Source organism: Reichenbachiella faecimaris (genome assembly GCF_900176375.1).
Classification (GTDB): Bacteria; Bacteroidota; Bacteroidia; order Cytophagales; family Cyclobacteriaceae; genus Reichenbachiella; species Reichenbachiella faecimaris.
Window position 1 is genome coordinate 1,593,972 of sequence record NZ_FWYF01000001.1, and the last position, 25,791, is coordinate 1,619,762.

At 39.5% G+C, this 25,791-nt stretch carries 25 protein-coding genes; 3 read left to right on the forward strand and 22 right to left on the reverse strand.

Features of this window, described 5'->3' with window-relative positions:
• Positions 1-12: 12 nt before the first annotated feature.
• The 4 genes from B9A58_RS06610 to B9A58_RS06625 form a co-directional block, all read right to left on the reverse strand.
• Complete coding sequence (locus B9A58_RS06610; protein WP_084371615.1) at positions 13-1,386, reverse strand: pyridoxal-phosphate dependent enzyme; 1,374 nt, start codon at positions 1,384-1,386, stop codon at positions 13-15.
• A gap of 76 nt (positions 1,387-1,462) precedes the next feature.
• A complete protein-coding gene (locus tag B9A58_RS06615; protein WP_084371616.1) occupies positions 1,463-1,885 on the reverse strand; it encodes a hypothetical protein in 423 nt (140 codons plus the stop codon).
• A gap of 37 nt (positions 1,886-1,922) precedes the next feature.
• Positions 1,923-3,791: a DUF2059 domain-containing protein gene (locus B9A58_RS06620; protein ID WP_084371617.1), complete on the reverse strand. Its 1,869-nt coding sequence runs from the start codon at positions 3,789-3,791 to the stop codon at positions 1,923-1,925.
• A 116-nt stretch (positions 3,792-3,907) separates the two neighbouring features.
• Positions 3,908-6,148, reverse strand: a complete 2,241-nt coding sequence (locus B9A58_RS06625; RefSeq protein WP_084371618.1) for a Tex family protein — start codon at positions 6,146-6,148, stop codon at positions 3,908-3,910.
• Between the two features lie 139 nt (positions 6,149-6,287).
• Between B9A58_RS06625 and B9A58_RS06630 the strand changes: the two genes are divergently transcribed.
• The gene (locus B9A58_RS06630; protein ID WP_084371619.1) at positions 6,288-6,845 is read left to right on the forward strand and encodes a TlpA family protein disulfide reductase; all 558 of its coding nucleotides are present in this window, start codon (positions 6,288-6,290) and stop codon (positions 6,843-6,845) included.
• An 11-nt stretch (positions 6,846-6,856) separates the two neighbouring features.
• On the opposite strand, the gene B9A58_RS06635 is transcribed toward B9A58_RS06630, so the two are convergent.
• The 7 genes from B9A58_RS06635 to B9A58_RS06660 form a co-directional block, all read right to left on the reverse strand.
• Entirely contained in the window at positions 6,857-7,543 is a 687-nt protein-coding gene (locus B9A58_RS06635; RefSeq protein ID WP_084371620.1) for a DUF6090 family protein, read from the reverse strand.
• 32 nt (positions 7,544-7,575) lie between these two features.
• Positions 7,576-9,627 carry a M3 family metallopeptidase gene (locus B9A58_RS06640; protein ID WP_084371621.1) on the reverse strand — a complete coding sequence of 684 codons (2,052 nt, stop codon included), beginning with the start codon at positions 9,625-9,627 and terminating at the stop codon, positions 7,576-7,578.
• 90 nt (positions 9,628-9,717) lie between these two features.
• Positions 9,718-10,047 (reverse strand): DUF1272 domain-containing protein, encoded by a 330-nt coding sequence (locus B9A58_RS06645; protein WP_221407822.1) that lies wholly within the window; start codon positions 10,045-10,047, stop codon positions 9,718-9,720.
• Positions 10,025-10,150, reverse strand: a complete 126-nt coding sequence (locus B9A58_RS20700) for a hypothetical protein (protein WP_262501974.1) — start codon at positions 10,148-10,150, stop codon at positions 10,025-10,027. Before B9A58_RS20700 ends, B9A58_RS06645 begins: the two co-directional genes overlap by 23 nt.
• A gap of 137 nt (positions 10,151-10,287) precedes the next feature.
• On the reverse strand, positions 10,288-12,333 hold the full coding sequence (locus B9A58_RS06650; RefSeq protein WP_084371622.1) for a TonB-dependent receptor: 2,046 nt from the start codon (positions 12,331-12,333) through the stop codon (positions 10,288-10,290).
• 45 nt (positions 12,334-12,378) lie between these two features.
• Positions 12,379-13,185, reverse strand: a complete 807-nt coding sequence (locus B9A58_RS06655) for a FixH family protein (RefSeq protein WP_176214702.1) — start codon at positions 13,183-13,185, stop codon at positions 12,379-12,381.
• A 155-nt stretch (positions 13,186-13,340) separates the two neighbouring features.
• Entirely contained in the window at positions 13,341-13,676 is a 336-nt protein-coding gene (locus tag B9A58_RS06660) for a hypothetical protein (protein ID WP_139793770.1), read from the reverse strand.
• A gap of 153 nt (positions 13,677-13,829) precedes the next feature.
• Here B9A58_RS06660 and B9A58_RS06665 point away from each other — a divergent pair, with 153 nt between their 5' ends.
• Complete coding sequence (locus B9A58_RS06665) at positions 13,830-14,324, forward strand: DUF4442 domain-containing protein (protein ID WP_084371625.1); 495 nt, start codon at positions 13,830-13,832, stop codon at positions 14,322-14,324.
• Here B9A58_RS06665 and B9A58_RS06670 read toward each other — a convergent pair.
• The 4 genes from B9A58_RS06670 to prfB form a co-directional block, all read right to left on the reverse strand.
• Positions 14,321-15,853 (reverse strand): thrombospondin type 3 repeat-containing protein, encoded by a 1,533-nt coding sequence (locus tag B9A58_RS06670; protein ID WP_084371626.1) that lies wholly within the window; start codon positions 15,851-15,853, stop codon positions 14,321-14,323. The genes B9A58_RS06665 and B9A58_RS06670 overlap by 4 nt on opposite strands.
• A 77-nt stretch (positions 15,854-15,930) precedes the next feature.
• The gene (locus B9A58_RS06675; RefSeq protein ID WP_084371627.1) at positions 15,931-17,259 is read right to left on the reverse strand and encodes a YihY/virulence factor BrkB family protein; all 1,329 of its coding nucleotides are present in this window, start codon (positions 17,257-17,259) and stop codon (positions 15,931-15,933) included.
• Positions 17,260-17,266: 7 nt separating this feature from the next.
• Entirely contained in the window at positions 17,267-18,157 is an 891-nt protein-coding gene (locus B9A58_RS06680) for a Ppx/GppA phosphatase family protein (protein ID WP_084371628.1), read from the reverse strand.
• A protein-coding gene (gene prfB, locus B9A58_RS06685; RefSeq protein ID WP_139793771.1) for a peptide chain release factor 2 occupies positions 18,158-19,250 on the reverse strand; the annotation gives its coding sequence in 2 pieces (ribosomal slippage) (positions 18,158-19,189 and positions 19,191-19,250; 1,092 coding nt in all).
• A 348-nt stretch (positions 19,251-19,598) separates the two neighbouring features.
• Between prfB and B9A58_RS06690 the strand changes: the two genes are divergently transcribed.
• Positions 19,599-20,069 carry a hypothetical protein gene (locus B9A58_RS06690; RefSeq protein ID WP_084371629.1) on the forward strand — a complete coding sequence of 157 codons (471 nt, stop codon included), beginning with the start codon at positions 19,599-19,601 and terminating at the stop codon, positions 20,067-20,069.
• Positions 20,070-20,140: 71 nt separating this feature from the next.
• Here the strand turns inward: B9A58_RS06690 and tsf are convergent, their stop codons facing one another.
• The 7 genes from tsf to B9A58_RS06725 form a co-directional block, all read right to left on the reverse strand.
• Positions 20,141-20,974: a translation elongation factor Ts gene (gene tsf, locus B9A58_RS06695; RefSeq protein WP_084371630.1), complete on the reverse strand. Its 834-nt coding sequence runs from the start codon at positions 20,972-20,974 to the stop codon at positions 20,141-20,143.
• 103 nt (positions 20,975-21,077) lie between these two features.
• Positions 21,078-21,845, reverse strand: a complete 768-nt coding sequence (rpsB, locus tag B9A58_RS06700; protein ID WP_084371631.1) for a 30S ribosomal protein S2 — start codon at positions 21,843-21,845, stop codon at positions 21,078-21,080.
• A 32-nt stretch (positions 21,846-21,877) separates the two neighbouring features.
• Positions 21,878-22,264, reverse strand: coding sequence for a 30S ribosomal protein S9 (rpsI, locus tag B9A58_RS06705; RefSeq protein WP_084371632.1), 387 nt, complete (start codon positions 22,262-22,264; stop codon positions 21,878-21,880).
• 5 nt (positions 22,265-22,269) lie between these two features.
• Positions 22,270-22,713: a 50S ribosomal protein L13 gene (gene rplM / locus B9A58_RS06710; RefSeq protein ID WP_084371633.1), complete on the reverse strand. Its 444-nt coding sequence runs from the start codon at positions 22,711-22,713 to the stop codon at positions 22,270-22,272.
• 260 nt (positions 22,714-22,973) lie between these two features.
• A complete protein-coding gene (locus B9A58_RS06715; protein WP_084371634.1) occupies positions 22,974-23,705 on the reverse strand; it encodes a hypothetical protein in 732 nt (243 codons plus the stop codon).
• Between the two features lie 204 nt (positions 23,706-23,909).
• On the reverse strand, positions 23,910-24,809 hold the full coding sequence (locus B9A58_RS06720) for a hypothetical protein (RefSeq protein WP_139793772.1): 900 nt from the start codon (positions 24,807-24,809) through the stop codon (positions 23,910-23,912).
• A 20-nt stretch (positions 24,810-24,829) separates the two neighbouring features.
• Positions 24,830-25,756: a hypothetical protein gene (locus B9A58_RS06725; protein WP_139793773.1), complete on the reverse strand. Its 927-nt coding sequence runs from the start codon at positions 25,754-25,756 to the stop codon at positions 24,830-24,832.
• Between the last annotated feature and the right edge of the window lie 35 nt (positions 25,757-25,791).

Genomic DNA, 25,791 nt, shown 5'->3' on the forward strand with positions numbered 1-25,791 from the left:
TTGAGCAAAAAATTATTTCGTCAAACTCACTAGCAAATCTGTCTGCGTAAGGATGTGCACTTTGTTGTTGTCATCTCTCACGAGCAAAGCTTTGGTGTCTTTATCCAAAATTTTAGACATCACATCTACTGTGTTGTCTAGTGCTATGAATTTAAAAGAGGCGTCCATAATTTCAGAAATGGGCTGCTCTTTGAGGGAAGGATTCTCTATCAAAGCTTTCAATATTTTGGCATCTGATATACTTCCTACAAATTGACCATTTTCTACTACTGGTGCCTGGTCAATACTATGCTCATTCATAGTAGCTATGGCATCGCCAATCTTAGCGCTACTTTTGATAGTAAATAGCTCTCCCTGACCATTTTTGCTGGCTACAATATCTCTAGCCGTAGCAAAGGTGCCTGTTTCGGTAAAACCATGATCTTGCATCCAATTGTCATTGTAGATTTTTCCCAAGTATCGCGTACCATGATCTGGCATGATGATCACCATCACATCATCTTCTTTAAGATTTTCCTTGGCATATTCGATAGCTCCGTGTACAGCTGATCCGCAAGACCAACCCACAAACATACCTTCTTCTTTGGCCAGCCTTCTGGTCATCAATGCTCCGTCCTTGTCTGTTACTTTTACAAAGTGATCAATCAGACTGAAGTCTACATTTTTTGGCAATATATCTTCTCCAATGCCTTCTGTTAGGTAAGGATATACCTCATTCTCATCGAATTTGCCTGTTTCTTTATACTTCTTAAAAACAGACCCATAAGTGTCTATCCCTACCGTAACGACCTCTTGATTTTGCTCTTTTAGATACTTTGCCACACCGCACATAGAGCCACCAGTACCCACACCTGCTGCATAGTGTGTAATTTTTCCTTCAGTGTCTCTCCAAATTTCTGGACCTGTACTTTCATAATGTGCCAAAGCATTGGACAGGTTGTCGTATTGGTTAGGATAAAACGAATTGGGAATTTCCGCATTCAATTTTTTGGCAACCGAATAATACGAACGAGGATCTTCTGGCTCCACATTAGTCGGGCACACATGCACTTCTGCACCTACTGCTCTCAGAATATCCATTTTTTCCGGGCTCTGCTTGTCTGCCAGCGTGAAAATACATTTGTAACCTTTTGAGATGGCAGCAAGCGCCAAACCCATTCCTGTGTTTCCAGAAGTACCTTCAATAATCGTCCCTCCAGGCTTCAGGACACCAGACTTCTCCGCATCCTCAATCATTTTTAACGCCATTCTATCTTTCATAGAATTGCCTGGATTGAAATATTCAAGTTTTACCAGAATGGTACCTTTTACGCCATCAGCTACACTGTTGAGTTTTACCAGAGGAGTGTCTCCAATCGTATCGATTATTGAGTTATAGAATTTCATAAATGAGAGTTTATTCCTAGCGCAAAATTAGAAAGATAAATAGGCAATCCTACGTGAAAGTTGAAAATGAAGAAAATTAGTAAGAATAGCTCTCTTGAATTGCACGACCATTGGCAGTATAGCTTACTTTCAAAATACTTGAAGTCAACTCTCCAACTTGAATAGATTCAATGCTTTGGTGTGATTCGTCTGTTAGGCTAATCGTGTTTTGAAAAATCTCGTTGTCGTTTGCATCCAAGGTGTACTTTGCTTTATACAAAGTATCTATAGTGGTGGTAGATCCACAGTTTGTAGCACGACCCAAAACATACAAGGAATCTTCTGTAGTTGCATGAACGAAGGTCAAACTATTGTTCTCCAGACAATCGTTATATACGTTCTCTCCGTTCTCAATTCGTGAAACTAATATCCATGCTTTTTCTGCATCAGCTGATAAAAGTCTATTGGTTTGATCAGAACTAAAAGACCGATTGATGTCCTTAGTTCCACATTGTGTCATGCAAAAAAGGAAAACCAATCCAAGAAAAGGAATACGGTTATCTGACGTTGCCACTTCTATCTACTACAAAATATCCAGGGTCATTAGGATCTCCTCCTCCACTTTCCAATTCCTGCTCCGTTTTGGTATAAAAAATGGTTTCTTTCACAATATCATTAAACTTCACATCCACTGGCGCTCGACTAACCTTCAACTGATTGACCCAATTCGTCTCTCCTTCAGGTGTAATCGACACGGCTATGATATTATTTTTGGAATCTGGTACTAATGAGAAAATATAAGCTGCTACCGTGCCTTCCTGGGATGGGATGAACTGACCAGAAACTAAGAATTCGCTATCACTATATTTGAAGCTACTCAAAGCAAAGTTTTTCTTCCATTCTATTTTTCTGGCGTTATTCACTTTGGCCACAAAGCCCTTATCAGATGCCCCCTTAAATTCTAGCCCAATAACATAGGTATTAGAAGAATCATCTTTCATCGAAACAATAGAATAAAACTTAGAAAAATCATGCGGCACGTACGTAGTATCCATTCGTGGGATCAGATACAGTGAATCAGCCCCGTCCTCGCTCACACCCCATCTGGCTCTTACTCTGTATTCGTCATTATGAGCTAACCATTTACTTTTTGCTGAGGTAAGTTTAGCCTCCATTTCTTTGCGGTATTTTATTAGACCAATGTCTCCACCATACGTTTCATTGACTAATTCTCTATATTTTTTTGTACCAATGGTAATTCCTGGCTCGACTAATGTGGCCACAGATTTTTCCATCCTACCAATCAGCTGAACTACACTATCTGAAACAGCCAATTGATAATCTACGTCATCAACTACAGCCAAACGCTCGTTTAGGCTCTCATTAGTCAAGTAGTCGAATTTGTTTTTACTTAACTGAATGATGAGTAATTCTTTGGACAATGACTCCTTATCAAATTTTTCAATGTCGGCCAGCAAATTCGGATCTAGGGTTGTGATCGGTTTTTCATTTAAAATTCCTGAGCCACTATTAATCTGATTTGATTCTAATTTCAAATCCTTCATTGTTTGACTAATCTGGCTTTTGAGCCTGAAAATATCTCGTTTGATTACATTTTCAGTATCATCTGCCCACTGACCGTAATTCCAGGCTACCACGTCATTGGCAAAAAAATCTACAGTGGTCAATCCATCTTCACCATAAGTAACAATGTCCTTCCACTCAAGCTCTGGGCTGTATCCTTTCTTTCCTATTCGGCTTACGGCATCCCTGACCTTCTCAAATTTTTCTTTGATTTCCGTGTTTTTATCAATGACGGCTACCAGACTATCTTTCAAACCATCATCTGCCATTAGATACAAGTTGTTGATATCAGGATATTGGGTAGAAAAAGCCTTGTAAGCTGCCATAGAATAGGCATTGGCATTGTTAATACTATATAAGTCCGCATAAATGGATTTGGCGTATTTATTGATATTTCTCAGGCTCTGAAGCTTCTTTTCAATATCCAATTGAACGTCAGAAATTTTAATTCCAAAATCTCCTGTCCTTAAATCTCTTCTGTGGAAAGCCTGATAGAAGTCGTCATTCTTCTTCAATTCTTTTTCAGTAATCAAAGTTTTGGCCTTGGTCAGATAAATTACTGCTGTATCTGAAGCGCCCAAGATGGCTGTAGAATCAGAGATGATATGATAATCATTGACTAACCCTTCATAATAAAGCCCTACTTGAAGATTCGGATTAGGCTCGTCTGCATTCTTAGGGTCAGACAAATAGTCCCACAATAAAGGCATGGCTTGATCATAATTTTTCGCCTCAATGAGGGGAAAAATATCCTTGTCATATTTTAGTTTTTTTTGAGCAAAAGAAGAGTGGAACACGCAACAAGAAAGAATACTGAGCGCGAGTACGATTGATTTCTGCATTTCTATCTAAGTTCTGATTGTTTCTTTGGTTTACTACAAAAGTAATAAAAGATTTTTCCCTGATTAAATTAGACTTTTTCTAGGTGAAATCCTCGATAATACCTTAAAACGATCATTTAACTATTAAATTTCCCTTTGAGCATAGCTAATTTGGATTGCAGATCTCCTTGCACTTCTTGTTTGGCTTCCTGCTTACGCTCAAACTTCTTCTGAGGCTTACCAAATGGGTCAGATTTCATAGACAATGAAATGCGTTTTTGCTGTGCATTGATCTCTGTGACTGTCACCTGAACTTGTTGCTGAAGCTTCACCACAGCAGCTGGATCGCTCACAAATGAATCGGACAGCTGGCTCACATGTACCAATCCATCCTGATGTACGCCTATATCTACGAAGGCACCAAACTTAGTAATGTTCGTCACCAGACCAGGTAATTTCATTCCAACTTTCAGATCGCTGATTGCATTGACTCCTTCTTGAAAACTAAAGGCTTCGTATTGCTCTCTAGGATCACGTCCAGGCTTAGCCAATTCGTCCATGATGTCTTTCAAAGTAGGAAGCCCCACTTCTTCTGTGACATAATTCTTTGGGTCTATTTTAGCTCTTACAGAAGAATCCTTGACCAAATTTTCCACTGTGCTATTCAAATCAGCAGCCATTTTTTCCACTGTAGGGTATCTTTCTGGGTGCACAGCACTCGCATCGAGCAAATTATTGCTTTCGCGAATGCGTAGGAAACCAGCCGCTTGCTCAAATGCCTTATCTCCCATGCGCGGCACCTTTTTCAAAGCTTCTCTATTCTTGAATGGGCCATTTTCATTTCTGAATTTTACAATGTTATCAGCTAATTGAGGCCCAAGACCAGAAACATAAGTCAAGAGTTGCTTACTCGCTGTATTTAGTTCAACGCCCACTCCATTTACACAACTCTCCACTACATCATCAAGCGAGTGCTTCAACGAATTCTGATCCACGTCGTGCTGATATTGGCCTACACCTATAGACTTGGCATCAATTTTTACCAGCTCTGCCAGCGGATCCATCATTCTTCGTCCAATAGAAACTGCACCACGAACAGTCAAGTCCTGATCGGGAAATTCTTCTCTGGCTACCTCTGATGCAGAATAAATAGAAGCCCCACTTTCACTGACCATGGCAATGATGACATTGGATGGCAGGCCAATAGATCTGACAAAACTTTCGGACTCACGACTCGCGGTACCATTACCAATGGCAATAGCTTCAATGTCATACTTGGCTACCATCTGTTTAATAGTCTCAGCAGCCTCTCTAGTTCTGCGCTGTGGCTCGTGCGGGAATATGGCCTCGAATTCCAAAAGTTTACCTTGCTTATCCAGACATACCACTTTACATCCCGTTCTGAAACCTGGATCAAGTGCGAGTACGTTTTTCTGACCCAGGGCAGGTGACAAAAGCAATTGCCTCAAGTTTTCTGAAAATACCTGAATGGCTTCATCGTCCGCAGTTTTCTTGGAAGACACTCTCGTTTCTGTTTCCATTGAAGGTTTCAGCAGACGTTTATAGGCATCTTTCAACGCAATTTTCATTTGAGTTACGTTGGCATTTTGACCTGTAATTACTTTTTTCTCTAATAGAAAATTAGCGTCATTTTCATCTGGAAAAATGTCCAATGACAAAATCATTTCTTTTTCTCCACGCCTCATGGCCAGTAGTCTGTGTGATGGGCATTTCTTCAAAGGCTCTTCCCATTCGAAGTAATCTTTATATTTCTGACCTTCCTGTTCCTTGCCTTTCATCACAGTGGATTTGATGACAGCTTTATCCAAGAACAACCTTCTTAATCCCGCTCGCACTTCTGCATCTTCACTCACCCATTCGGCTATGATGTCTCTCGCTCCTTGTAGTGCTTCTTCGGCATCCTTCACTCCTTTTTCTTCATTGATATATTTGAGAGCCAGCTCCTCAGGATCACCCAGCCCTTGATCGAAAATGGTTTTTGCTAATGGCTCCAAACCTTTCTCCTTGGCCATAGAGCCACGCGTTTTTCTCTTGGGCTTGTATGGCAGATAGATATCCTCCAACTCCGTCATGGTCAACGCCCCTTCAATTTTCTTTTTTAACTCATCAGTCAGCTTGCCTTGCTCATCAATCGATTTTAGAATCGCCTCTCTCCTCTTATCCAGATCGCGCAATTTGCCAATTCGATCTTTGACATAAGCCACGGCCACTTCGTCCAGACTCCCCGTCTGCTCCTTTCTGTATCTGGAAATAAACGGGACAGTAGCCCCTTCATCCAATAAGGCAACAATTGCGGCTACTCCTGACACGGGAACACCATGCTCTGTGGCTATCAAAGAAATATGCTTTTGACTCATGTGATTCTGTTACTTTTTGTTTGTTGAAAAATTGAGTGCATCAAATTTAATCACCTCTCGGAATTAATATGACTCTACTTTTGTATATGTTCAAAGAAGTTTTCCACATCCGTGTGAATGGGTTGAATGACAATTATTTATGAAAAAAATACTGAAAGATTGGTGGTTTATCATAGGACTGGCAGGCCTGATTTACCTTTTCGGGTATGCAGAAGTAGCAGGCTTTGTTCAACGCATGGTGCTGTCTACAGGTGTGCTACAGGCCGAAATTATAGACAAAGAAGATCAACCACTTGCCGATTATAATTTTCGTTTACGAAATGAAGGGGGTGAAATTATAGACTTCAATCAGTTTAAAGGCCAAACCATATTCTTAAACTTTTGGGCCACCTGGTGTCCTCCCTGTGTAGCAGAAATGCCAGACATCCACAATTTGTACGAGAGAGTCAAAGATGAAAATGTGGCCTTTGTATTGATCAGTCAGGACGCGAATTTTGACAAGGCCAAAAACTTCCTCGAAAGAAAGTCATATACTTTTCCTATCTATCAGCTAGTCTCGTCTCTGCCAGACGGATTCGCTAGTCGATCTATTCCAACCACTTTTGTCGTTTCTCCTGATGGAAAAATAATCGCCAAGCGAGAAGGTATGGCGAAGTATGATACAGAGGAGTTTAGAAAACTTCTAATTGATAGATAATGCTCTTAGCATCATGATTTGATATATTTCTTTAATTCTTCAAGTAGGCTACGGTTTGCTTCTATATGCTCATTTGCTTTTAAGACAAGAAATTCCTCGACTTTTCCATACTGATATAATTTTTTGAAATTAGTGGGATCAAGTAGAATCTGTTTAACCATCTTGTAATCTAGAGGCAAATCATCCCAACTTGCTTCTTCCATTATAATAGCAGCATCAGTATTGATGCTTCCCATAGTTTCCTCATAACGCTGAAATTCAAACTCTCTGAGTTTAACTACATTGGGCTGAATAAAATTATAGTAGTATTGAATACTATATCGCAAATCTTCATCTTCAATATTGGATAGTAAACCCAATTGATTTATAGATTCAAACGCGCTATTGTGTAAAACTGCCAAAACAAAGGTTCGACTCTTTTGATAATTATACTCAAGGCTATCTACTTCATCTTTTTTTAGACAATTGATTGTTGCTTTTAAATGCGCTGCGGTCCTTTCTGAACCCAATTTATGATAGCCAAATTGAATCGAGTCTTGTTTCAGATCAGAAACAAGATTGTTCAAAGATTGCAAGGTTAAGTTTCTCGTGTTTGCAGACTGACTCCAATTATTAAGTTGAAAAGCTACCAAAATCCCCGCTACAACAATTAAAAACTCACCAATCGCATACCTCCAGTTTATTTTAATTTTTTTCATCTATTTACGTCATGTGAAAAAGGGATTGAATTTTACAATCCCAAGCTCTTCATATAAGCTTCATTGTTGGACGGACGGCCTAGAAACTCCTCCACTGCTTCTACGATGTCTCGCTGCGAACCATTGGCCAAAATCAACTTTCGGTATTTCACACCAGTGGCTTGATCTTGCAGGCCATTTTTTTCGAATTCGCTAAACATATCCTGAGCATACACATCAGACCACAAATAGCCATAATAATATACGGGATGTGTATTAATATGAATCCAGCTCGACTGTGGGTGTGTTCCTTCTACATAACCATCCATGAGCCCCATCTCTCCATCTATTTTTTTCCAAAGGTCATCTGTAGATACTTTGTTGTTGGGATCGTACAGATTGTACAAATTCAAATCATAGATGCAATTCCTCAAAGATTTGATGGACGAATATCCTGAAGAAACATTTTTAGCCTTGAGCATGTTATTGAAGGTCTCTTCTGGCAAGACCTCTCCTGTCTCGTAGTGTTTTGCAAATGAACTCACTGTTTCATAATCCCAAATCCAGTTTTCGAATATCTGAGACATGGCCTCCGTGAAATCTGACTTCGAACCAGATTGCAAGGAATACTCACCCTCATAAGCCATTTTATCCATGATATGTCCAAACTCATGAAACAAAGTACTCAGCTCTCCATGACTCAATAGCGAAGGCAATGTTTCTGTAGGTCTGGTGAAGTTGCCCAAGAGCATAGCCTCTGGCACTTCATAACCGCCATCTTTCGACTTGCCACTGACCAGTGGCACACAGTAGAACCAAGTCTCCTTATTGGGTCTTGGGAATAGGTCTAGATAGAATCGTCCCTTTAACCGTCCCTGGTCATACACTTCATACATGTCCACCTCTGCGTGCCATACACTGCCACCCTCTACCTTTTTGAATTCCAGATTCAACAAGTTTTGATAAACTGCAAACATGCCATCCAAGCAATCATCCATGGGCAAATAGTTTCTGATTTCTTCAGGGTCTACGTTGTACTGATTTTTCAATATTTCATTTTTGTAATAAGAAATATCCCATGGATCCAAAGATTCATCAACTCCGCCAGAGCTCTTGGCACGTGCCTGATCCAATTCTTCCAAATCCGTTTTGGCTTTGCCTTTACTTGCTTCTACAAGACCATTCACAAAGTCCCATACATTCGCTGGATTCTTAGCCATTTTAGGCACCAAATTGTAATCTGCATAAGTGTCGTAACCCATCAACTGCGCCAGTTCATATCTTTTCTGTACTAAGGAATCCAAGATGGCTAGATTCTTATCCGAAGCCCTATTGTTAAACTTCATATAATAATTTTTTCTCGTCATTTCCCTAGCGGCATTTTTCATTATAGGGCCGCTTGTGGCATTAATCACAGGAACTTCATATCTGCTTTCTCCAGCAGCATAGGTTTTTTTGAAATTTTCGGGAAGGCCTTCTGCTCCTACTTCATTCAGCACCAACAACTCATTGGCTGTATTCATGTTGGTAGCGTAGGCTGCAGTTAAATCATTGATCTCTTTGTTTAGTTTTTTGTAAGCAGCCAAATCTTCAGCATTGAGACCTACCCCAGATTGCTCCAAGCCATCAATCAAATCATCTACCAATAGCTTTTTCTTTCCTGACAGTGCTTTGTATTCATCAGTTTCAGTGAAACTGACCATTTGGTTAAACAAATCTTTATCAGAATAAATCCCTGTAGATAAGGAATCAATTCTTTTGTATCCCGCCAAGCCAGTTGCCCTAATCAAGGAATCTGGAGATGTCCAGTACATCAAAAAGCTTTTGTTTGAAGCAGTAGCCATGTTGTTGCTGATGTCATCAAATGAGCCAAATACATTATTAAATGTTGGTGTATTCACTGCCTTGATCTCAGCAATGGCTTGAGCAGATTGGTTGATGGTGTATTCACCATATTCTTTTAGATCTGCTGCTGTAACATTCGCAAAATCAACGGGCTCGTTGAGCTCGACTACGAAAGGATTATTAATGGTTTCGGCTGTCTCTTTTGCTGGCTGGCAAGCAAACATGGGGACTATGATGGAAAGTGCGTATGAAAATCTCATATTGGGAATGTTTTTGAGTTGATTTAATTTCTTCTTGCTCTCTGGGGACTTTAGTCTGAGCAGTCGACAATTTACTACCAAAATGAAAAATTACCTTTCGTTGGGTAGGATATTCTGATTTTTCTCCATGAGTGGTCGAAAAGTCACTTGATTGACTGGTTTTAGTACTGGTTCTGTACTAGATGGATGCTTTCTCAAACCATCCTTTGGCCGAATGGGTCTTTTTTCAAAACCACCACCACAGTTCGGACAGACATTGTGGAGCACGTCGTTTACACAGTCTACACAAAAGGTGCATTCATAGCTACAGATCATGGCCTCTGTACTATTGGGTGCCAGGGGTTTGTTGCAATTTTCGCAATTGGGTCTGAGGGAGAGCATGGTTAGATTAAGATAGTTAATCTTTTTGATCTTTTCCATGTGAGGTATCGGAATTTAGCCACAGGCGAGACTTGGACAGATCCAAAATTTGTGATTGATTGTCATCAGTAAATCCACTCAGTTCTGCTTTTTCAAGTTTCATTTTTATCCAATCAATTTGCCGTTTGGGTTTGAACATGATGGCACTATATTTTTGTTTGATTTTTAGGTTAACTGAAAAAACCCTTCCAAAGTTTTGAACTTTGGAAGGGTTGGCTTCGAAAATTTTGCCTGACTATTTTAAAGACCCACTTTCAAGGAAGCATAAAAATTTCTGCCTGGACGCAAGACCCCACCCCAATCCAGGTGCTCGCGATAGCTTACGTCGAATAAATTTTCTACCCCTAAAGAAAAACCCAACTTCAGCTTTTCCAGGTTCCAATCCTTACTGGCACGCAAGTGAATCAGTTGATAAGCAGGCGTAGCTATCTCTCCCGTATTTTCGCTGATTTGATTTTGGGCGATGGACCACTCTCCTTCTGCTTGTAGTTTAAATCCGCTGACTTGCCCTACAAGTGTCAGATTGTTTTTCAAGGGAGGAATCAGAGGCAAAGGTGTGCCATCTTTATCAGTGGCATAAATGGCCTTTACCGCATACAAGATTTGAAAGAATTTGGAAGCACTATACAACACCTGAGTATCAAACCCTGTAAAAGTCACGCCATCCACATTTTCATACGCTTTTACCCCTTTGGCACCAATTGTCATGGCGTCCAAACTTTCATCCACATAACCAATGATGTAGTCATTGAACCCATAGTGAAACGCGTTGACATTCAACTCCAGTTTGTCGAATGGCTGATATTTGATTGATCCTGTGAGTTGATAAACGCTTTCTTTGTTGATTTCCGGATTGCCTAGATAATCATAGCCATCGAAATTGTTGTACAGATAAAATCCAAACATCTCAGAAACAGATGGCAATCGCTCGCCATAGTTTCCGCTTATTTCCGTGGAAAATGCTGGTGACCACTGATAACTCAAAGAGACTCCTGTATTGAGCACGAACTGATTGACCTGAAAATCGTCTTTATCATATCCAAATACAGCAAACTGTCCTTTGCCCATTTCACTATTCATTTGTGTGAAAGCTTGTTCAGCTCGCACATTGATTTGCGTAATCAGTTTTTCTGTGGTTTGCCACTGATCAGAAATAAAAAGACCAACATCCTGGCGATCTACATCTGGCCAAGTGAGCATGAACATGTCGCGCTCATTGGGGATGAACATGGTCATTTCCGCATAAGCGTTAGTCGCGTACCCGTCCAGCTTGGCTTTGATGGCATGTTCACCATAAACCGCACTTCCTTGTGCATAGCCACCATACGTTTTGGTTTCGCCCGGCATGTCCATTCGTACGGGCACATCCTTTCTTTTGGAGTCATCCATCAAATGATCCACCACATTGGCATAAGCTTTAAACTCTACTTCCTTAATCCAATTTACTGGGTTGAACATCGTATAGCTCAAGGCTGCAATTTTTGCTTTAGCGAAAGCAACATCCATTGGCAAGCCAGGATAGCCAATATCTCTAGCATCATCCATAAGAAAATCGAAACCGATCAGTTTATTGCTCTCAACTCTATAAGCACCACTGAGTGAATAGTTTAGCTTCTGGTACCCAGAGTGATAAACTTCATCACCACTACCATCAGTATAGTCCTGATAGTTTCTGTAGCTTCCATTCATACGAAGAGCTAATTTGTCCGTACCAAAACTTAAACTTGCGGACTGACTCATCCCACTGGATACTGTTTCGTATCTAGAGTTGAGACTAGTACTCAACTCGGAGTTGAACTTGGGCCGCTTGAGTTTGAAGTTTACAGCTCCACCTACCGTGCTACCATGCGCGCTTCCTCCACCTCCTTTTTCAATGGCTATGCTTTCCAGGTTGTTGGGTTCTACATAAGAAGACACTGGATCCATCTTATCCGTACAGGCACCAAACATGCGCATGCCATCTATGGCCACATTGATCTGTCCACTACTCAGTCCATTGATTGTAGGCTCCCAAGCGTAATTACCACGACGTACCATACTTATACTTGGTAGTCTCGACAGCACGTCTTCAGTACTATTGAGCGGATTGTTTTTGTAGAAACCAAAGGTGGCACTTTCTGCAGGGTTGCGACTGTCGGACAATTCCAAATCATCCAGCCACACTTCCATTCCAATGTATGACTCGCTTTGTATAGAATCCAGCCAGGCATCCTGTGTAACCTGTGATTTACCAATAAACGGTAAAAAAGCAACAATTAAAGTCGTATAAAATATATGCTTTAGCATAATTAAGAAATCCTTCAAGGCTGTGCCTTGAAGGATTCATTAAGTTTATAACTCGATCGTAAATGAGTCGTCCAATATCAATTCGTCACCATCCATCACCGTAATATAAATCGTCCATTCTCCCGTCATAGTGAAATTGACTATTCCCTTGTAGTGACCATTTTCAGCATGCACAGGGTTTACATTGTGTGGTGACCCATGATCCATGGCATCCATCCAAGGCTTGATCTCAATGGTCAAATCCTCCACTGCTGGCCAGCTCATCATCGTCTCACGCTTGTGAATAGTAAACTCGATTTCGTTACTGTCTACGGCAAAATCAGGATTGTCAATCATGGTAATAAAGTAGCCTACCTCATTGCTAGTTGCAGATTTTAGCCTCGTCAATTCAGGAGCTGTCACGGTTACAGGAAGAGAAACCTCTCCTTGAAATTCAGAATCCATTTCATTAATGCTTACATTCAAAGTCCAATCTCCCATGGCAGAAGGCATTAAAAACACTGTAGCAAAGGTTTGTAACATTTCCTTGCTAGCGTCATGCTCATCAGATTCAAAAGGCGCACTATGCATCATGTCCATTTCGAACATGTCCATCATAGGAGTGATACTCAAATGTGAATGGCTCAACCATTCGCCGTCATTCGTGTATAGACCCAAAGAAAATTCATTATATCCTACTTCTAAGGTTTCATTCTCACCTATGAACATCACCACTTTAAAATCTGAATCAGGAACTGCTATGGAAGCTACTTCAATCATTCCCTCAGAAGGGTTCATGTCGTCATTGTCATCCGAACATGCTTGTGCAATGGCTAAAACTGCTATAAATAATATTTTATGTAAATTTTTCATCGTTTGAAATATTGTGACCTGGGCTCCAGAACCCATTTAAGTCATTAGTTTTAAATAATTAAAGACTCACGCTCTTGTACAAAGCGTAAATACTGAATTTCCCTATTCGGAAAATGAAATATTAATTAATTATTTGGTTGTCTTCTAAGACAATCTCAAACGATAGGTGGGTGAAAAATACCCGCTAGATAACCTGTATGGGTATTAGGGTCAGCTGAGCTGATTATGGAAATAAAACCAGAATTGTTAAAGGCAAATTTAGAAGCGGCATGTAAACTCATGACTTCAATCTTGCTCAGTTGAGTCAACTGTTTGGCTTTGTGCTGTCGGCTGTCGTTCATTTGTTTTTTGAGTTTAGTCATCAAAAAACACTTTCCCTGGCATTCCAATTCTGGTCTATCCTGATTTTCACAGAGATAGGCAGCTATGTAATCCCTGTTCATGGCAAAGTCCACAACCGTCCAAGTGCACAAGATGGGCTTGTACATCATGACCGAAATGAGCAATATAGAGATCAACCGCAAAGGCATGTGGCAAATGTAGTGAAGCCTACAATTTATTTTATGATCAAAGTCATAGTTTTAAATGAAATTGGTCGTGAATGACTAAATGACTAGATTCACGATGGTTTTAAAATAAGCAAAATGACATTATCCCCTTTACAAGAACGATACAGAAAGCGTATGCTGAACGTCTGGCTATTTAGGCTGTTTCTGCTATTTAAAATTCCGCTGGGCTGGGCTTCTGGCATGAAGGTAATCGAGCTTGAATCCGATCATGCTACTACAACTGTGGCTCATCGCTGGTTGAATCAAAACCCATTTCGATCCATGTACTTTGCTGTGATGGCTATGGCTGCGGAATTATCCACGGGAGCGATTGCCCTCATGGCCATTGAAGGTGTCAAACCGAGCATTGCCTCTATCATCGTGGGCATGGATGGTGAGTTTTTAAAAAGAGCTACTACCAGAGTCAAGTTCACTTGCGCCGACGGGGATAAAGTCTTTGGTGCCGTTGAAAAATGTATGGATTCTGGAGAATCAGAAACTGTAAAACTCCGAACAGAAGGCAAAACCGCAGACGGCACCATTGTAGCCGTCTTTCATTTCACTTGGTCATTCAAGCAGCGTAAAACCTAGTTAAAAAGGTCTCCCAAGTCTCCTGTATAGTCTTCTATCAGTCCGATTACATCGTTCACGAAGTCTTCGAAGTAATTTAGGCCGTCTTCTCTGCTCTCATCCTTAAAAATTAGATAGACGGTTTCGTCCGTTTCGCTATACTCTACATCGGCTATTTTGAAACCATTTACATACAAATCCAAATCAACTAAGTCATTAATCTGTTCCTCAGTAGGATCTGTCAATGATAATAAAGGTGCCAAATCTGAGGCGGTTTTAATAGATAGATGTCCCAAATACACTTCTGCCGTCAATGACTCAATGTCTTCTTCAAAGATGATATTTTCAAAGTCATCGTGAGCCAATTCTACCTCAGCTATGACACCATAACTGCATCCCTCTGCATTTGACACATCCAGATGAAGCGAATATTGATTAGCAACTGGACTCTCCAATACAACATGAAAAGTGGTAGGTTTGACAAACAATTCTACATCTGCTTTACTGGGTACTGGCAAATCTCCAGTACCGTATGTTACTTCATTGATACGAATAGCCATCAGTTCAACATCATCCACCTGTAGGCTCAAACTCGCTGAAGTCGGAAGGTTATAAACCTCTTCCCCAATTGTAACGTCATCCTCAGCATAATCTTCCAAAATGATACTTGTGTTGTTACTGCTGACCCCTTGTGCTGATGGGAATTGCAGCTCAAGCCTTGTGGTAGAAGAAGAATTTTTTGTCCATGAGCTGTCTGATTTAGAAAAGGCATAAACTCCTCCAATCTCGTCTAGGTAAAGTCCAATGCTGCTTTTTTCCTCTAAATTTTCGAATAGATCCATGCTTAAATTTTCCACCAAAGCATCAACCCACGTCACTTCTCCAGGTTCTCCTCCCGAGAAGGATAATAAGTCTTCCATTATCAAATCAATTCCTTCGCCATTTTTTAAATTTCTGATGCAATTGAAAGTTTGATCCAAGGCACTTGTAATATGAGTTTTGTCTTCTGTTGTTGAGGTTTCGTCACACACGTCACCCATACCATCGTCATCAAAATCAGCCTGATCCTCGTTAGGTGTTTCTGGACAATTGTCTAAATAGTTTGGGATACCATCTTCATCATCGTCTCCTTCACAGACATCACCAATACCATCTTCATTGGCATCCGCCTGGTCAGGATTCGGAGTATCTGGACAGTTGTCTTCATAATCTATAACCCCATCTTCATCTGTATCACCTTCACATACATCACCTATTCCATCTTCATTGCCGTCTTTCTGATCTGGATTGGCAACGGAAGGGCAATTATCTATATCATCAATGACACCATCCTTATCGATATCAGTTTCACAGGCATCACCAATTCCATCTTCATCAGCATCTTCCTGATTTGGGTTTGAAATATTTGGACACAAATCCACGGCGTTTTCGATTCCATCCCCATCATCATCTGGTGGATTATCTTCTTCAAGTATACAGGATTGGACGAATAACGTAAGGCAAATGACATAAATGCCCTTACGCCAGGAGAGTTTAGTGGAGTGCTTCATTGTTTCTTTCTTTATAGAGCCTCTAGTGGCTCTATAAATATAACTATTTCAACAATAAATTATATTATAAGAAAAGACTAAATATCCTTCAACAGCTTGTTTCCTTTGGATTTATCCAAATCAGTACTCAATTGATTTAGTAATTGCTCTATGGTTCCAATGACTTTTACTTTCGATTTATGGAGTCGTTTATCTCCATCATCACCCAGTCTTTTGAAGACAAGATTAATGTCAATTTGATTGATATCCAGAGCAGGTAGGTAAATGTAATTGATGCCCTTATCACTCAAGCTTCGCACCAAAATTCCTGCAGCCACAAGCCTATTCACTGCATTGCTTACAAATCTATGTGGGATATGTAGTTTGATAGACAACTTTCGTTTGGTCCAAGGTTCCTCATCTTTTTCGAAAGCTTTCACCACGGCATGCACTATCAAAAGCGCGATTTTGTTCTTTTCAGCCATACTAAATTTGACGTCTGTTTCATCAGGAATGTATTCATCTACTTTTTGAATGGCGTAAGACAACTCCCCACCTATACAAACGATTACCCAACTCAACTGACAAAATATAAAGAACAAGGGGAGCACGGCTAAACCTCCATAAACGGCACCATAGTTGCCCATCAGGAATGAAAAAGTGATAAATCCTTTTTGCACTAATTGGAACATCGTGCCAGCAATGACACCAGCAATCAGGCCGTTACCAAATTTCACTTTTGTATTAGGCATGATCACATAGATCATGGTAAACAAAAGCCATATCAGCACATAGGACGACAACTGAACGAAAAAAGCAGCCACGGGAGTCACCAACGCTTCCATTTCTCCATTTTGGCCAATCACTCTCAATTGATTCTGCACGAAAATAGTGACACCACTAGATAGAATAATCAGGATTGGAGAGATGACAAGCAAGGCCAGATAGTCGGTAAATTTTCTAATGAGAATTCGTCCCTTTTGCTTGCCCCAAATACTATTGAATACCACTTCAATATTATTCAAGAGCTTCATCACTGTAAAGAAAAGTACGACTATGGATACTCCAATAATTACACCTCCTTTGGCATTAGCCAGCAAATTGTGAGCGAAATCAAAAATAGTTTCTTTCACCACTTCCTGACCTAGGAACATGTTATCCAGTTCCTTTCTGATCAGGTTTTCAATGCCAAATCCTTTGGATATCCCAAAAATCATAGCCACTAAAGGGACAATAGAGAGAATGGTCAGGTATGTCAGCGCTGAAGCCTGAAGTACAATTTTGTCCTTTTTAAATTCTTTGGCCGTAATGACCAAAATCTTCACGATTTTAAGTCTAAAACCTTTCCAACCTTCCGTTTCAGTGGTTTTCCAGATTTCGCTCTTAATAAATTCAGCTGCTTCCTTGGTCTTTGCTACTACCTTCATCCAATCCCTAAAATACTTGTTTGTTTAAGACATTCTTGTCATAAAGATAGCTGATAATGCCATCCTTAAGTCCAACGTCTGGTACCATGATCTTGCGGGCTCCTGCTTTTTTCATGATAGTGATGTAGATCTCTGAAGCTGGAATAATTACGTCAGCACGGTCTTCATTCAGCTGAAGGTTGACCACGCGCTCTTCGTAAGGCATATTTTTTAGTATCTCAAGTTCTTGTTCCAGCTTAGGAAGACCAATATACTTACCCTTTTCCTTATTGGTTAGTTCGTAAAGCTTTCGGATGTTTCCACCCGTCCCAATAGCGATCAAATGACCCACTTTACCCTTATGATCCAAAATCCATTGAAGCATTTCATCCCAGGTCTCTGCCCTTTCCGAGTGTTTTAGCATTCTTACAGTACCCAGGGGAAAAGACCTGGACACTACCTTCTGGTCACCATGATAAAGTGTCAACTCCGTACTGCCACCACCCACATCTATGTGCAAATATTGTTCGTCTGATTGAAGACTGAAGGCAATTACCCTATTGATCAATTCAGCCTCCATATCACCACTAATGATATTTATATCCAAATCGCAGGCTGCTTTTACGGCTTGTACAAGTGCATTGCCATTTTCAGCTTCGCGCATAGCAGAAGTGGCACAGGCATAATATTCATCAACTTTGTATAAATCAATCATGTTCTTGAAAGCTTGCATGAGTTTGACAAACTCACGAAACTTCTCATCTCCGATTTGACTCTTCTCAAATACATCCGAACCCAAGCGCAATGGGAAACGAATATATTGAAGTTTCTTAAAGATGGTCACTCCATCATAGGTGATCGGTCGATTGATTTGAAGTCTTACGGCGTTCGAACCTATGTCAATAGCTGCAAATATCATTTAGTTGGTTTCTAGACCCTGTCCCATTAAAAAGGCTTTGATGTAGTCCTCCAAATCACCATCCAACACATTCTGCACATCTGTTCGCTCTACTCCAGTCCGAGCATCCTTAATCAATTTGTAAGGGTGTAATACGTAATTTCTTATTTGACTTCCAAAGTCGATTTTCATTTTGTTGCTTTCCACTTCATCGCGTTTCTCATTCCGCTTATCTACTTCAATTTGATAAAGGCGGGATTTAAGCATTTTCATGGCATGTTCCTTATTGGCTAGCTGTGATCGCTCAATGGAACAGACAATCACTATACCTGATGGCTTGTGGGTCAATTGTACTTTAGTTTCAACCTTATTCACATTCTGACCACCAGCACCACCAGATCTGGAAGTTTGCCATTCAATGTCTCCTTGATTGATCTCTATCTCTATGGAATCATCTACAATAGGATAGACATAAACCGAAACAAATGAGGTATGTCTTCTGCCACCCGAATCGAACGGTGAAATTCTTACCAATCTATGCACGCCAATCTCCGACTTCAAATATCCATAACCAAACTGGCCATCGAATTCTAAAGTAGCCGATTTTACGCCTGCTGTTTCACCCGCCTGATAGTTAAGCTGCTTTACGGCATAACCATTCTTCTCGCCCCACATGATATACATTCGCATCAGCATAGAAGCCCAGTCCATACTTTCAGTTCCCCCAGCTCCAGGGTTGATCTCCATTACAGCGCCTAGCTGGTCTTCTTCACCACTTAGCATGCGTTTGAATTCCAGCTCTTCTAACACCACCATGAACTTTTTGTACTCGGCGTCGACCTCCGTCATTTCTACTTCATCTGCTTCGTAGAATTCATACAGTGTGTCAAGATCCTCGCACATGGAATTCACCTTTTCAAAACCGTCTGTCCATATTTTTTTGGCTTTGATTTGCTTGAGCATGGCTTCAGCTTGTTTGGGGTCATCCCAAAAATCAGCTTGAGTAGTAATAGATTCTTCCTCTTCTACTTCCTTTACTTTAATATCGTAGTCAAAGATAGCCCCGGAGATCACTCACTCGGGCCTTTGCTTCTTTCAATTGATCTGATGTCATTGAATTTGATTTGTTGTAAACTGAATCAATATATTCAGTGGTTATTTAGTTAATGTTAAAATGGTTATTAGGTATTTATCGTGTTTGTGAGCAGTAAATCAGAATAAAAATTAACAATATAAAATTGCAATTATCTTCCTATTCACTCAATAACCGATTACTAATAACTTTTCAGATTGGCTAATAAGCAATCTGAAAATAAACAGTTGGCAAATTTATCAAACCCTTGGGTTTCCACTCATGTATTATTGACTTTTTCATTCAAGTCTCGCTAGTTTATCTTTTTGATTTGAACTAATTTTGCGCTCCGCCTTTCTCAGATTTTTACAACCAGAAATAATATTTGTTATGAAAACTCTTTTTGAAGCAGAAGACGCTATTTTTCAATTTGACGAAGACAATACCACTTTTCAATTTGGATGGAAGGGAACTGTAGGATTGGCATCTATGCAAAAAATCATGCGCATGGCCTCTGAAATTGCCAATGCACATGAAAATGTACACTGGCTCGTAGACAGACGGGCGCTTGAAGGGTATGACGCTGAGTGTAGAATATGGATCAAAAATGATTTCGTAAATAAGGAGGGTAAAGAAATGATACTAAAAATAGACAAAATTGCAGTTTTGGAATCGGAGTCTCCGATAGCAACCATAGCTTCAAATGTACTAGCTGAGGCTATCAAAAAAGTAAACCCTTCCATTGAATCTAAGACATTTGACTATACTCAGCCAGCTTCCAACTGGTTGGCTGGAATTATTGTAGAAGAACCCGTGATTGAAAAGAAATCTAAATTGAGGAAACTTTTTGGTAAAAAATAAAGGCTGGTCAAAGGACACAAAAAAAGCCATTTCGATATGAAATGGCTTTTTTATTTAGATCGGAAATTAACTTATCCGATAGTTATTCTCTTAAATTCAGCAACTGTCATTCCATTGCTTACACTGTCTAGGTACTGAGAAATATTCATCCCGCCATCTTTTACAAATGCCTGGCTCAAGAGCGTGTTCTCTTTGTAGAACTTGTTCAATTTGCCTAAAGCAATTTTCTCCAACATAGCCTCTGGCTTACCTTCTTGTCTCGCCTGATCTTTTCCAATCTCAATTTCCTTTTCAACAACTGTAGAATCAACGCCATCTTTATCAACAGCGATTGGGTTCATAGCAGCGATTTGCATCCCTACATCTTTACCAGCAGCTAGTACGTCAGCCCCATTAGTGTTTTTCAATGACACCAAAACACCCAATTTGCTACCTGCATGTATGTAAGGAACAACAGCTTCACCTTCCATTACTTCATAAGCAACGATATCCAGCTTCTCTCCTATTTTACCAATCAGTTCAGTGATCTTGTCATTGAATGTCAGGTCACCTTCAGCTTTCAACGCTTTTAAGGCCTCAGCATCTGCAGGTTTGTTGGTGAAAGCAGCTGTCGCCAATTTCTCACCCAAAGCCACAAACTCATCGTTCTTGGCAACAAAGTCAGTTTCGCAAGAAAACGCTACTAATACACCAACTGTGTTGTCTTCGTTAGTCTTTACGATTACAATACCTTCGTTAGTTTCCCTATCTGCTCTTGAAGCAGAAACTTTCTGACCCTTCTTTCTAAGAATTTCGATCGCTTTGTCGAAATCACCTTCAGCTTCTACCAAAGCTTTCTTACAATCCATCATACCAGCCCCAGTCATTTGACGCAGCTTGTTTACATCTTGTGCAGTAATTGCCATTATTAATGTATTTTATGTCTTTTAAAATCGATTTAAACAAAAATTGAACACCGATAGATCAATGTTCAATTTTCTTATATTGTGACGAATATTTACTTAGTAATTATTCTGCTGTCTCTACTTTTTCATCAGCTGCTGCTTTTGCCGCTGCTTCTTCCTGATCCTTCTTCTCGTCTCTATCTTTCTTTCTCTCAGCTAGTGCCTCTTCCATTTCTTTACCAATGTGATTGATGATCAATTGAATTGATTTGAATGCATCATCATTAGCAGGAATAGGGAAATCCACCTGATTTGGATCAGAGTTAGTATCTACCATTGCGAATACAGGAATGTTCAATTTCTGCGCTTCTTTGATGGCGATATGTTCTCTTTTGATATCTACTACGAAAAGTGCTGCGGGTAATCTTGTCAAATCAGCGATTCCACCAAGGACTCTTTCCAATTTGATTTTTTCTCTGCTAATCATCAACTTTTCTCTTTTCGCAAGATTTTTGAAAGCGTCGTCTTTCAACATCTTGTCCATAGAAGACATCTTCTTAAGAGATTTTCTAATTGTTGCAAAGTTGGTCAGCATACCACCTAACCATCGATCGGTTACGTAAGGCATCCTTAATCTCTTTGCTTCCTCAGTTACGATTTCACGTGCTTGCTTTTTTGTAGCAACGAACATTACTTTTCGTCCTGATTTCACGATCTGCTTGAGTGCATTTGATGCTTCTTCGAGGCATTCAAGCGATTTATGTAGATCTATGATATGGATACCATTCTTCTCCATGAAGATGAACGGCGCCATACGTGGATCCCACTTTCTCGTCAAGTGTCCGAAATGAACACCAGCATCAAGTAAGTCTTTATGCTCTAATTTGGCCATTAAGTTTACTTATATATAAAAATAAAATATGATTAACGCTTACTGAACTGGAACGCTCTTCTCGCCTTTCTTCTACCTGGCTTCTTACGTTCCACCATTCTTGGATCCCTTGTCATGAATCCTTCTTTTTTCAATGCTGGTCTGTGCTCAGGATTAATCTCTACCAATGCTCTTGATATAGCTAATCTTATTGCTTCAGCCTGGCCTTTGTAGCCACCGCCACCAACATTCACTTTAAAATCAAAACTACCATCTTCTTCAACCAAAACTAATGGTTGCTTTACGATAGTTTGATAGATTTCAAACGGGAAATATTCTTTCAATTCCCTGTTGTTGATTTTGATCTCACCTTTTCCAGGTGTCATAAACAATCTGGCTACAGATGTTTTTCTTCTTCCAATGGTGTTAGTTACTTCCATCTAGATTATAATTTTATCTCTTTAGGGCTTTGAGCTTCATGCTTGTGCTCAGCGCCTTCATATACATACAAGTTGCCAAACAAAGCTCTACCCAATCTGCTTTTAGGAAGCATACCTCTTACAGCTCTCTCAACAAGAATAGTGGATGACTTAGCCAACACTTCATTAGGAGTTTGTTCTCTTTGTCCTCCTGGGTATCCAGTGTGCGAGATATATTTCTTATCTGTCCACTTTTTCCCAGTCATTTTCACCTTATCAGAGTTGATAACGACAACGTTATCACCACAGTCGGTATTAGGTGTATAGCCCGGCTTGTGCTTTCCTCTTATCATCTTGGCCACTTCACTAGCCAATCTTCCCAATACTTTTCCATCAGCATCTACAACCACCCAGTTTTTACTGGCAGTTGCTTTGTTGGTCATCGCTGTTTTATAACTTATTGAATCCACTTTTTTATTGATTTTTTCTAGTCAAAATCCTACTCCCCTCAAAAAGGGACACAAAAATAGAAGTTTATTTTTTGAAATGCAAAAGACTTATTGGATTTAATAGAGTGCCTTAGACTTAATGCACCTTATTTAGCTGAATCGTTCGAAAATGAAAGAAGCAAAACCATTCTAAATACCTTAGTCAGGCTTAGTAAATCTTAGAGATAGATATAAAACATTATATTCTCTAGCAAATTAGCATGAGAACACCTTATTATTTTCTATAATGAGTCATAGAAATTTAGAATACGAGTCAAGTCCTGTTCCTTTCGGTAATTAAGCTTGTTCGACTTAGCAAACTCTACAATTTTATCTGATTTATCATCCATCAGATCCAATACATTACCTTTATTAGGTTTAATTTTTTCTAAAGCTCCACCTTCCTTTTCAACATACAATTCAGTATCCATGACAAACATATCATTTCTCCCAGGGAGCGCACCAGTAGAAGCCTTTCCTTTCACGAGTGTACACTTGTACCTTTTTAACAACCCAATTTTAGAGTTATCACTTAAAACCTCAAAAAAATCCGGCTTGTTTTCACCAGATATAAATCGCTTCTCAAAAACCTTATGACCTAATCTAAATTCTTTTATGTTCAGATCTTCATTCAGTGAATATATTTGACCTCCTAGTACAAATAGGATTTTTTGATTGTACACATCGTATTGCAATTGATCTACGGGAGTTTCATTTCCCAGCGCATTTATAACACTTCCTTTTTTCCAACCCTCACTTACATATACTGTACCGTCAATGTCTGCATTTGCCTTTTTTGCATGGTAAATGGAGCCAGAGTAATAAGTCAGCCCCTGTGTACTTTCTTTCTCTGAACTTGTTGAAGACTGTGCATTCACTAAAAAGGAACAAAACATTAAAAAATAAAACAGTCCATACTTCGCAAAGGTTAATATTTTTCTCCACCCTAAGCATTTTTTTTTTACCTCATTCATCAAATATTATTAATTAGATTAAAAATTAATTATTTAGGAAAAACTCAGAAACAATGTTAGAATATTCCATTTTTGAAAAATCTAGAATTACACACTAAACAAGTCTCAGAACATTAACCCCATAGGAAATAAAAAAGACTATCTGGAATAGATAGTCTTTTTTATTCAATTTACAAATAGAAAATCTATTTTTTCTATCCTTATTTATGGTAAATTAATTACCGCAGTAAACTTTTCTTCAGACATATATCCATTGTCATGAGTCCAAGCCGCCCAATCAACACCAAAATTAGTTAAAGAATACTCAATGGTAAGGATCTTACCACATTTACTCAAGGTACCTGTACCCTCAATCAAATATGGATCCTGTGGAGCACCATTATACGTAGTCTCCATATAAGTCTGAGACGCAATAGTCGCATTATGATAATAATCATCTGAGCTAAACGTTATTTCGACTTCATTCATGTTAGTAATCACTTCACCCCAAAAATCAGTCATCCAACCTACTCCTAGACCAGTGATCATATAAGAACCTGAAGTACCTGATAACACGCCCTCAGACTCATACGGATCTTGACCCAATCCATCAATAGTTACATCAATCCCAGTGAGATCACCAACTCCGTTATCAATATCATACACACAGTCAGTCGGCCACTTAGGAATAGTTACAACTTGAACTTCTGAATTGCTAACACCTGATGGTAAATCTGAAACTAACTTAATGAAAATTGTCTCATCATTTTCGTCAAAGTCTGAATCTTCATACACTTGAACTTGAACTGAAAAACCATCTAGTCCCTCAAATGCAATTAAATCAACTGAAGATGTGATCAAATCAAAGTCGACTCCTTCAGTAGCCGTAGTAGAAGCTCCTACCTCTACCACCAAATGAACATCTGTAAACTGTAGTTCAGTTAAGGTGAAATTAATTGTATACACCCCATTGCCATCATATTCTTGAGCCTCAACTACAGCTTCAGGAGCAGGTAGTTCAGTTTCAAAATTCGACAGTGCCGATTCTTCTGCTTCTTCAGGACTACATGCTGTAAAACATGTAACTAACAAGCCTACGGCCCATATATTAATAATATTTTTCATATTTTTCATGTTTTTCAGATTTAATCAACAATCTTCTCCATAATTTCATAAAACTCACGTGCCCCGTCATTTACCGGATCAGCTGACCCTTCGGTCATATAGCCATAAGTCAATTTAATGATGTGCTTACCTGTAACATCATCAGCAATCACTACATTTTGATCTTCACAAGGTACGCTAACGAAATCTGCTCCATCATCTGTACAATTAAGCGCGTAACTACCGGAGAAAAGCCCATCAACTATAATTGGAACAGTAATTTCATTATCGTTATCATAGTCCACATCGAAATGAAATTCACTACCTGCCCATGCAAAGTTTCCCCAGAAATCAGGATGAGAAAATGTATTTTCGTCAACCGAACCAATAAAACGAGTTTCACCACTCCAGTCAGCATTGGGACCTACACCTATTCTGTAATAGCTAGACTCTATAACTCTGTATAGCCCAGCGAATCTGTGTAATACACCAACCGTAATTCCTCCAGAAACTGGAGCGGTTGTTCCATCAGAATAAGTAGCCTCAAATCTTAAAGACCAACTAGCTCCAATAGCCAAGTCTACTTCGTCAGCAGGAAGCGCACCACCATCAAGTACAAGACCCTCTCTAAGATCCGCATAAGTTATTTCATCTGTAATAACCTGTCTCGTTCCAGTTGTAGCAGTTACATCATAAGACTTTAATAAAACTTCGTTAGTCTGTAAACCAGTAGCTGAAACAGCATCTGTAAACGTCTTATACACATCTATTTTACTGATTTCATTATAACCAGCAATTGAATTAAAAGATATGTCATACTTTTCTGTACCAGCTTGAAAAGCCACTACTGGCGTTACAACCTGTATGTATGAAACGGTGTTATCCATTGTAATAGATTCTTGTTGAGTATACTCAACAAGATCTTCATCCGTACAAGACACTCCTATTGATGCGATAAGAACCATCATCAATAGCACCTTTATTTTATCTATATATAATATTT

What these genes read in the sequence shown, in the direction of transcription:
- B9A58_RS06610 (WP_084371615.1), bottom strand. Translation starts at nt 1,386, where the DNA reads ATGAAATTCTATAACTCAATAATCGATACGATTGGAGACACTCCTCTG.
- B9A58_RS06615 (WP_084371616.1), bottom strand. Translation starts at nt 1,885, where the DNA reads ATGACACAATGTGGAACTAAGGACATCAATCGGTCTTTTAGTTCTGAT.
- B9A58_RS06620 (WP_084371617.1), bottom strand. Translation starts at nt 3,791, where the DNA reads ATGCAGAAATCAATCGTACTCGCGCTCAGTATTCTTTCTTGTTGCGTG.
- B9A58_RS06625 (WP_084371618.1), bottom strand. Translation starts at nt 6,148, where the DNA reads ATGAGTCAAAAGCATATTTCTTTGATAGCCACAGAGCATGGTGTTCCC.
- B9A58_RS06630 (WP_084371619.1), top strand. Translation starts at nt 6,288, where the DNA reads ATGAAAAAAATACTGAAAGATTGGTGGTTTATCATAGGACTGGCAGGC.
- B9A58_RS06635 (WP_084371620.1), bottom strand. Translation starts at nt 7,543, where the DNA reads ATGAAAAAAATTAAAATAAACTGGAGGTATGCGATTGGTGAGTTTTTA.
- B9A58_RS06640 (WP_084371621.1), bottom strand. Translation starts at nt 9,627, where the DNA reads ATGAGATTTTCATACGCACTTTCCATCATAGTCCCCATGTTTGCTTGC.
- B9A58_RS06645 (WP_221407822.1), bottom strand. Translation starts at nt 10,047, where the DNA reads ATGGAAAAGATCAAAAAGATTAACTATCTTAATCTAACCATGCTCTCC.
- B9A58_RS20700 (WP_262501974.1), bottom strand. Translation starts at nt 10,150, where the DNA reads ATGAAACTTGAAAAAGCAGAACTGAGTGGATTTACTGATGACAATCAA.
- B9A58_RS06650 (WP_084371622.1), bottom strand. Translation starts at nt 12,333, where the DNA reads ATGCTAAAGCATATATTTTATACGACTTTAATTGTTGCTTTTTTACCG.
- B9A58_RS06655 (WP_176214702.1), bottom strand. Translation starts at nt 13,185, where the DNA reads ATGAAAAATTTACATAAAATATTATTTATAGCAGTTTTAGCCATTGCA.
- B9A58_RS06660 (WP_139793770.1), bottom strand. Translation starts at nt 13,676, where the DNA reads ATGATGTACAAGCCCATCTTGTGCACTTGGACGGTTGTGGACTTTGCC.
- B9A58_RS06665 (WP_084371625.1), top strand. Translation starts at nt 13,830, where the DNA reads ATGACATTATCCCCTTTACAAGAACGATACAGAAAGCGTATGCTGAAC.
- B9A58_RS06670 (WP_084371626.1), bottom strand. Translation starts at nt 15,853, where the DNA reads ATGAAGCACTCCACTAAACTCTCCTGGCGTAAGGGCATTTATGTCATT.
- B9A58_RS06675 (WP_084371627.1), bottom strand. Translation starts at nt 17,259, where the DNA reads ATGAAGGTAGTAGCAAAGACCAAGGAAGCAGCTGAATTTATTAAGAGC.
- B9A58_RS06680 (WP_084371628.1), bottom strand. Translation starts at nt 18,157, where the DNA reads ATGATATTTGCAGCTATTGACATAGGTTCGAACGCCGTAAGACTTCAA.
- B9A58_RS06690 (WP_084371629.1), top strand. Translation starts at nt 19,599, where the DNA reads ATGAAAACTCTTTTTGAAGCAGAAGACGCTATTTTTCAATTTGACGAA.
- tsf (WP_084371630.1), bottom strand. Translation starts at nt 20,974, where the DNA reads ATGGCAATTACTGCACAAGATGTAAACAAGCTGCGTCAAATGACTGGG.
- rpsB (WP_084371631.1), bottom strand. Translation starts at nt 21,845, where the DNA reads ATGGCCAAATTAGAGCATAAAGACTTACTTGATGCTGGTGTTCATTTC.
- rpsI (WP_084371632.1), bottom strand. Translation starts at nt 22,264, where the DNA reads ATGGAAGTAACTAACACCATTGGAAGAAGAAAAACATCTGTAGCCAGA.
- B9A58_RS06715 (WP_084371634.1), bottom strand. Translation starts at nt 23,705, where the DNA reads ATGAATGAGGTAAAAAAAAAATGCTTAGGGTGGAGAAAAATATTAACC.
- B9A58_RS06720 (WP_139793772.1), bottom strand. Translation starts at nt 24,809, where the DNA reads ATGAAAAATATTATTAATATATGGGCCGTAGGCTTGTTAGTTACATGT.
- B9A58_RS06725 (WP_139793773.1), bottom strand. Translation starts at nt 25,756, where the DNA reads ATGATGGTTCTTATCGCATCAATAGGAGTGTCTTGTACGGATGAAGAT.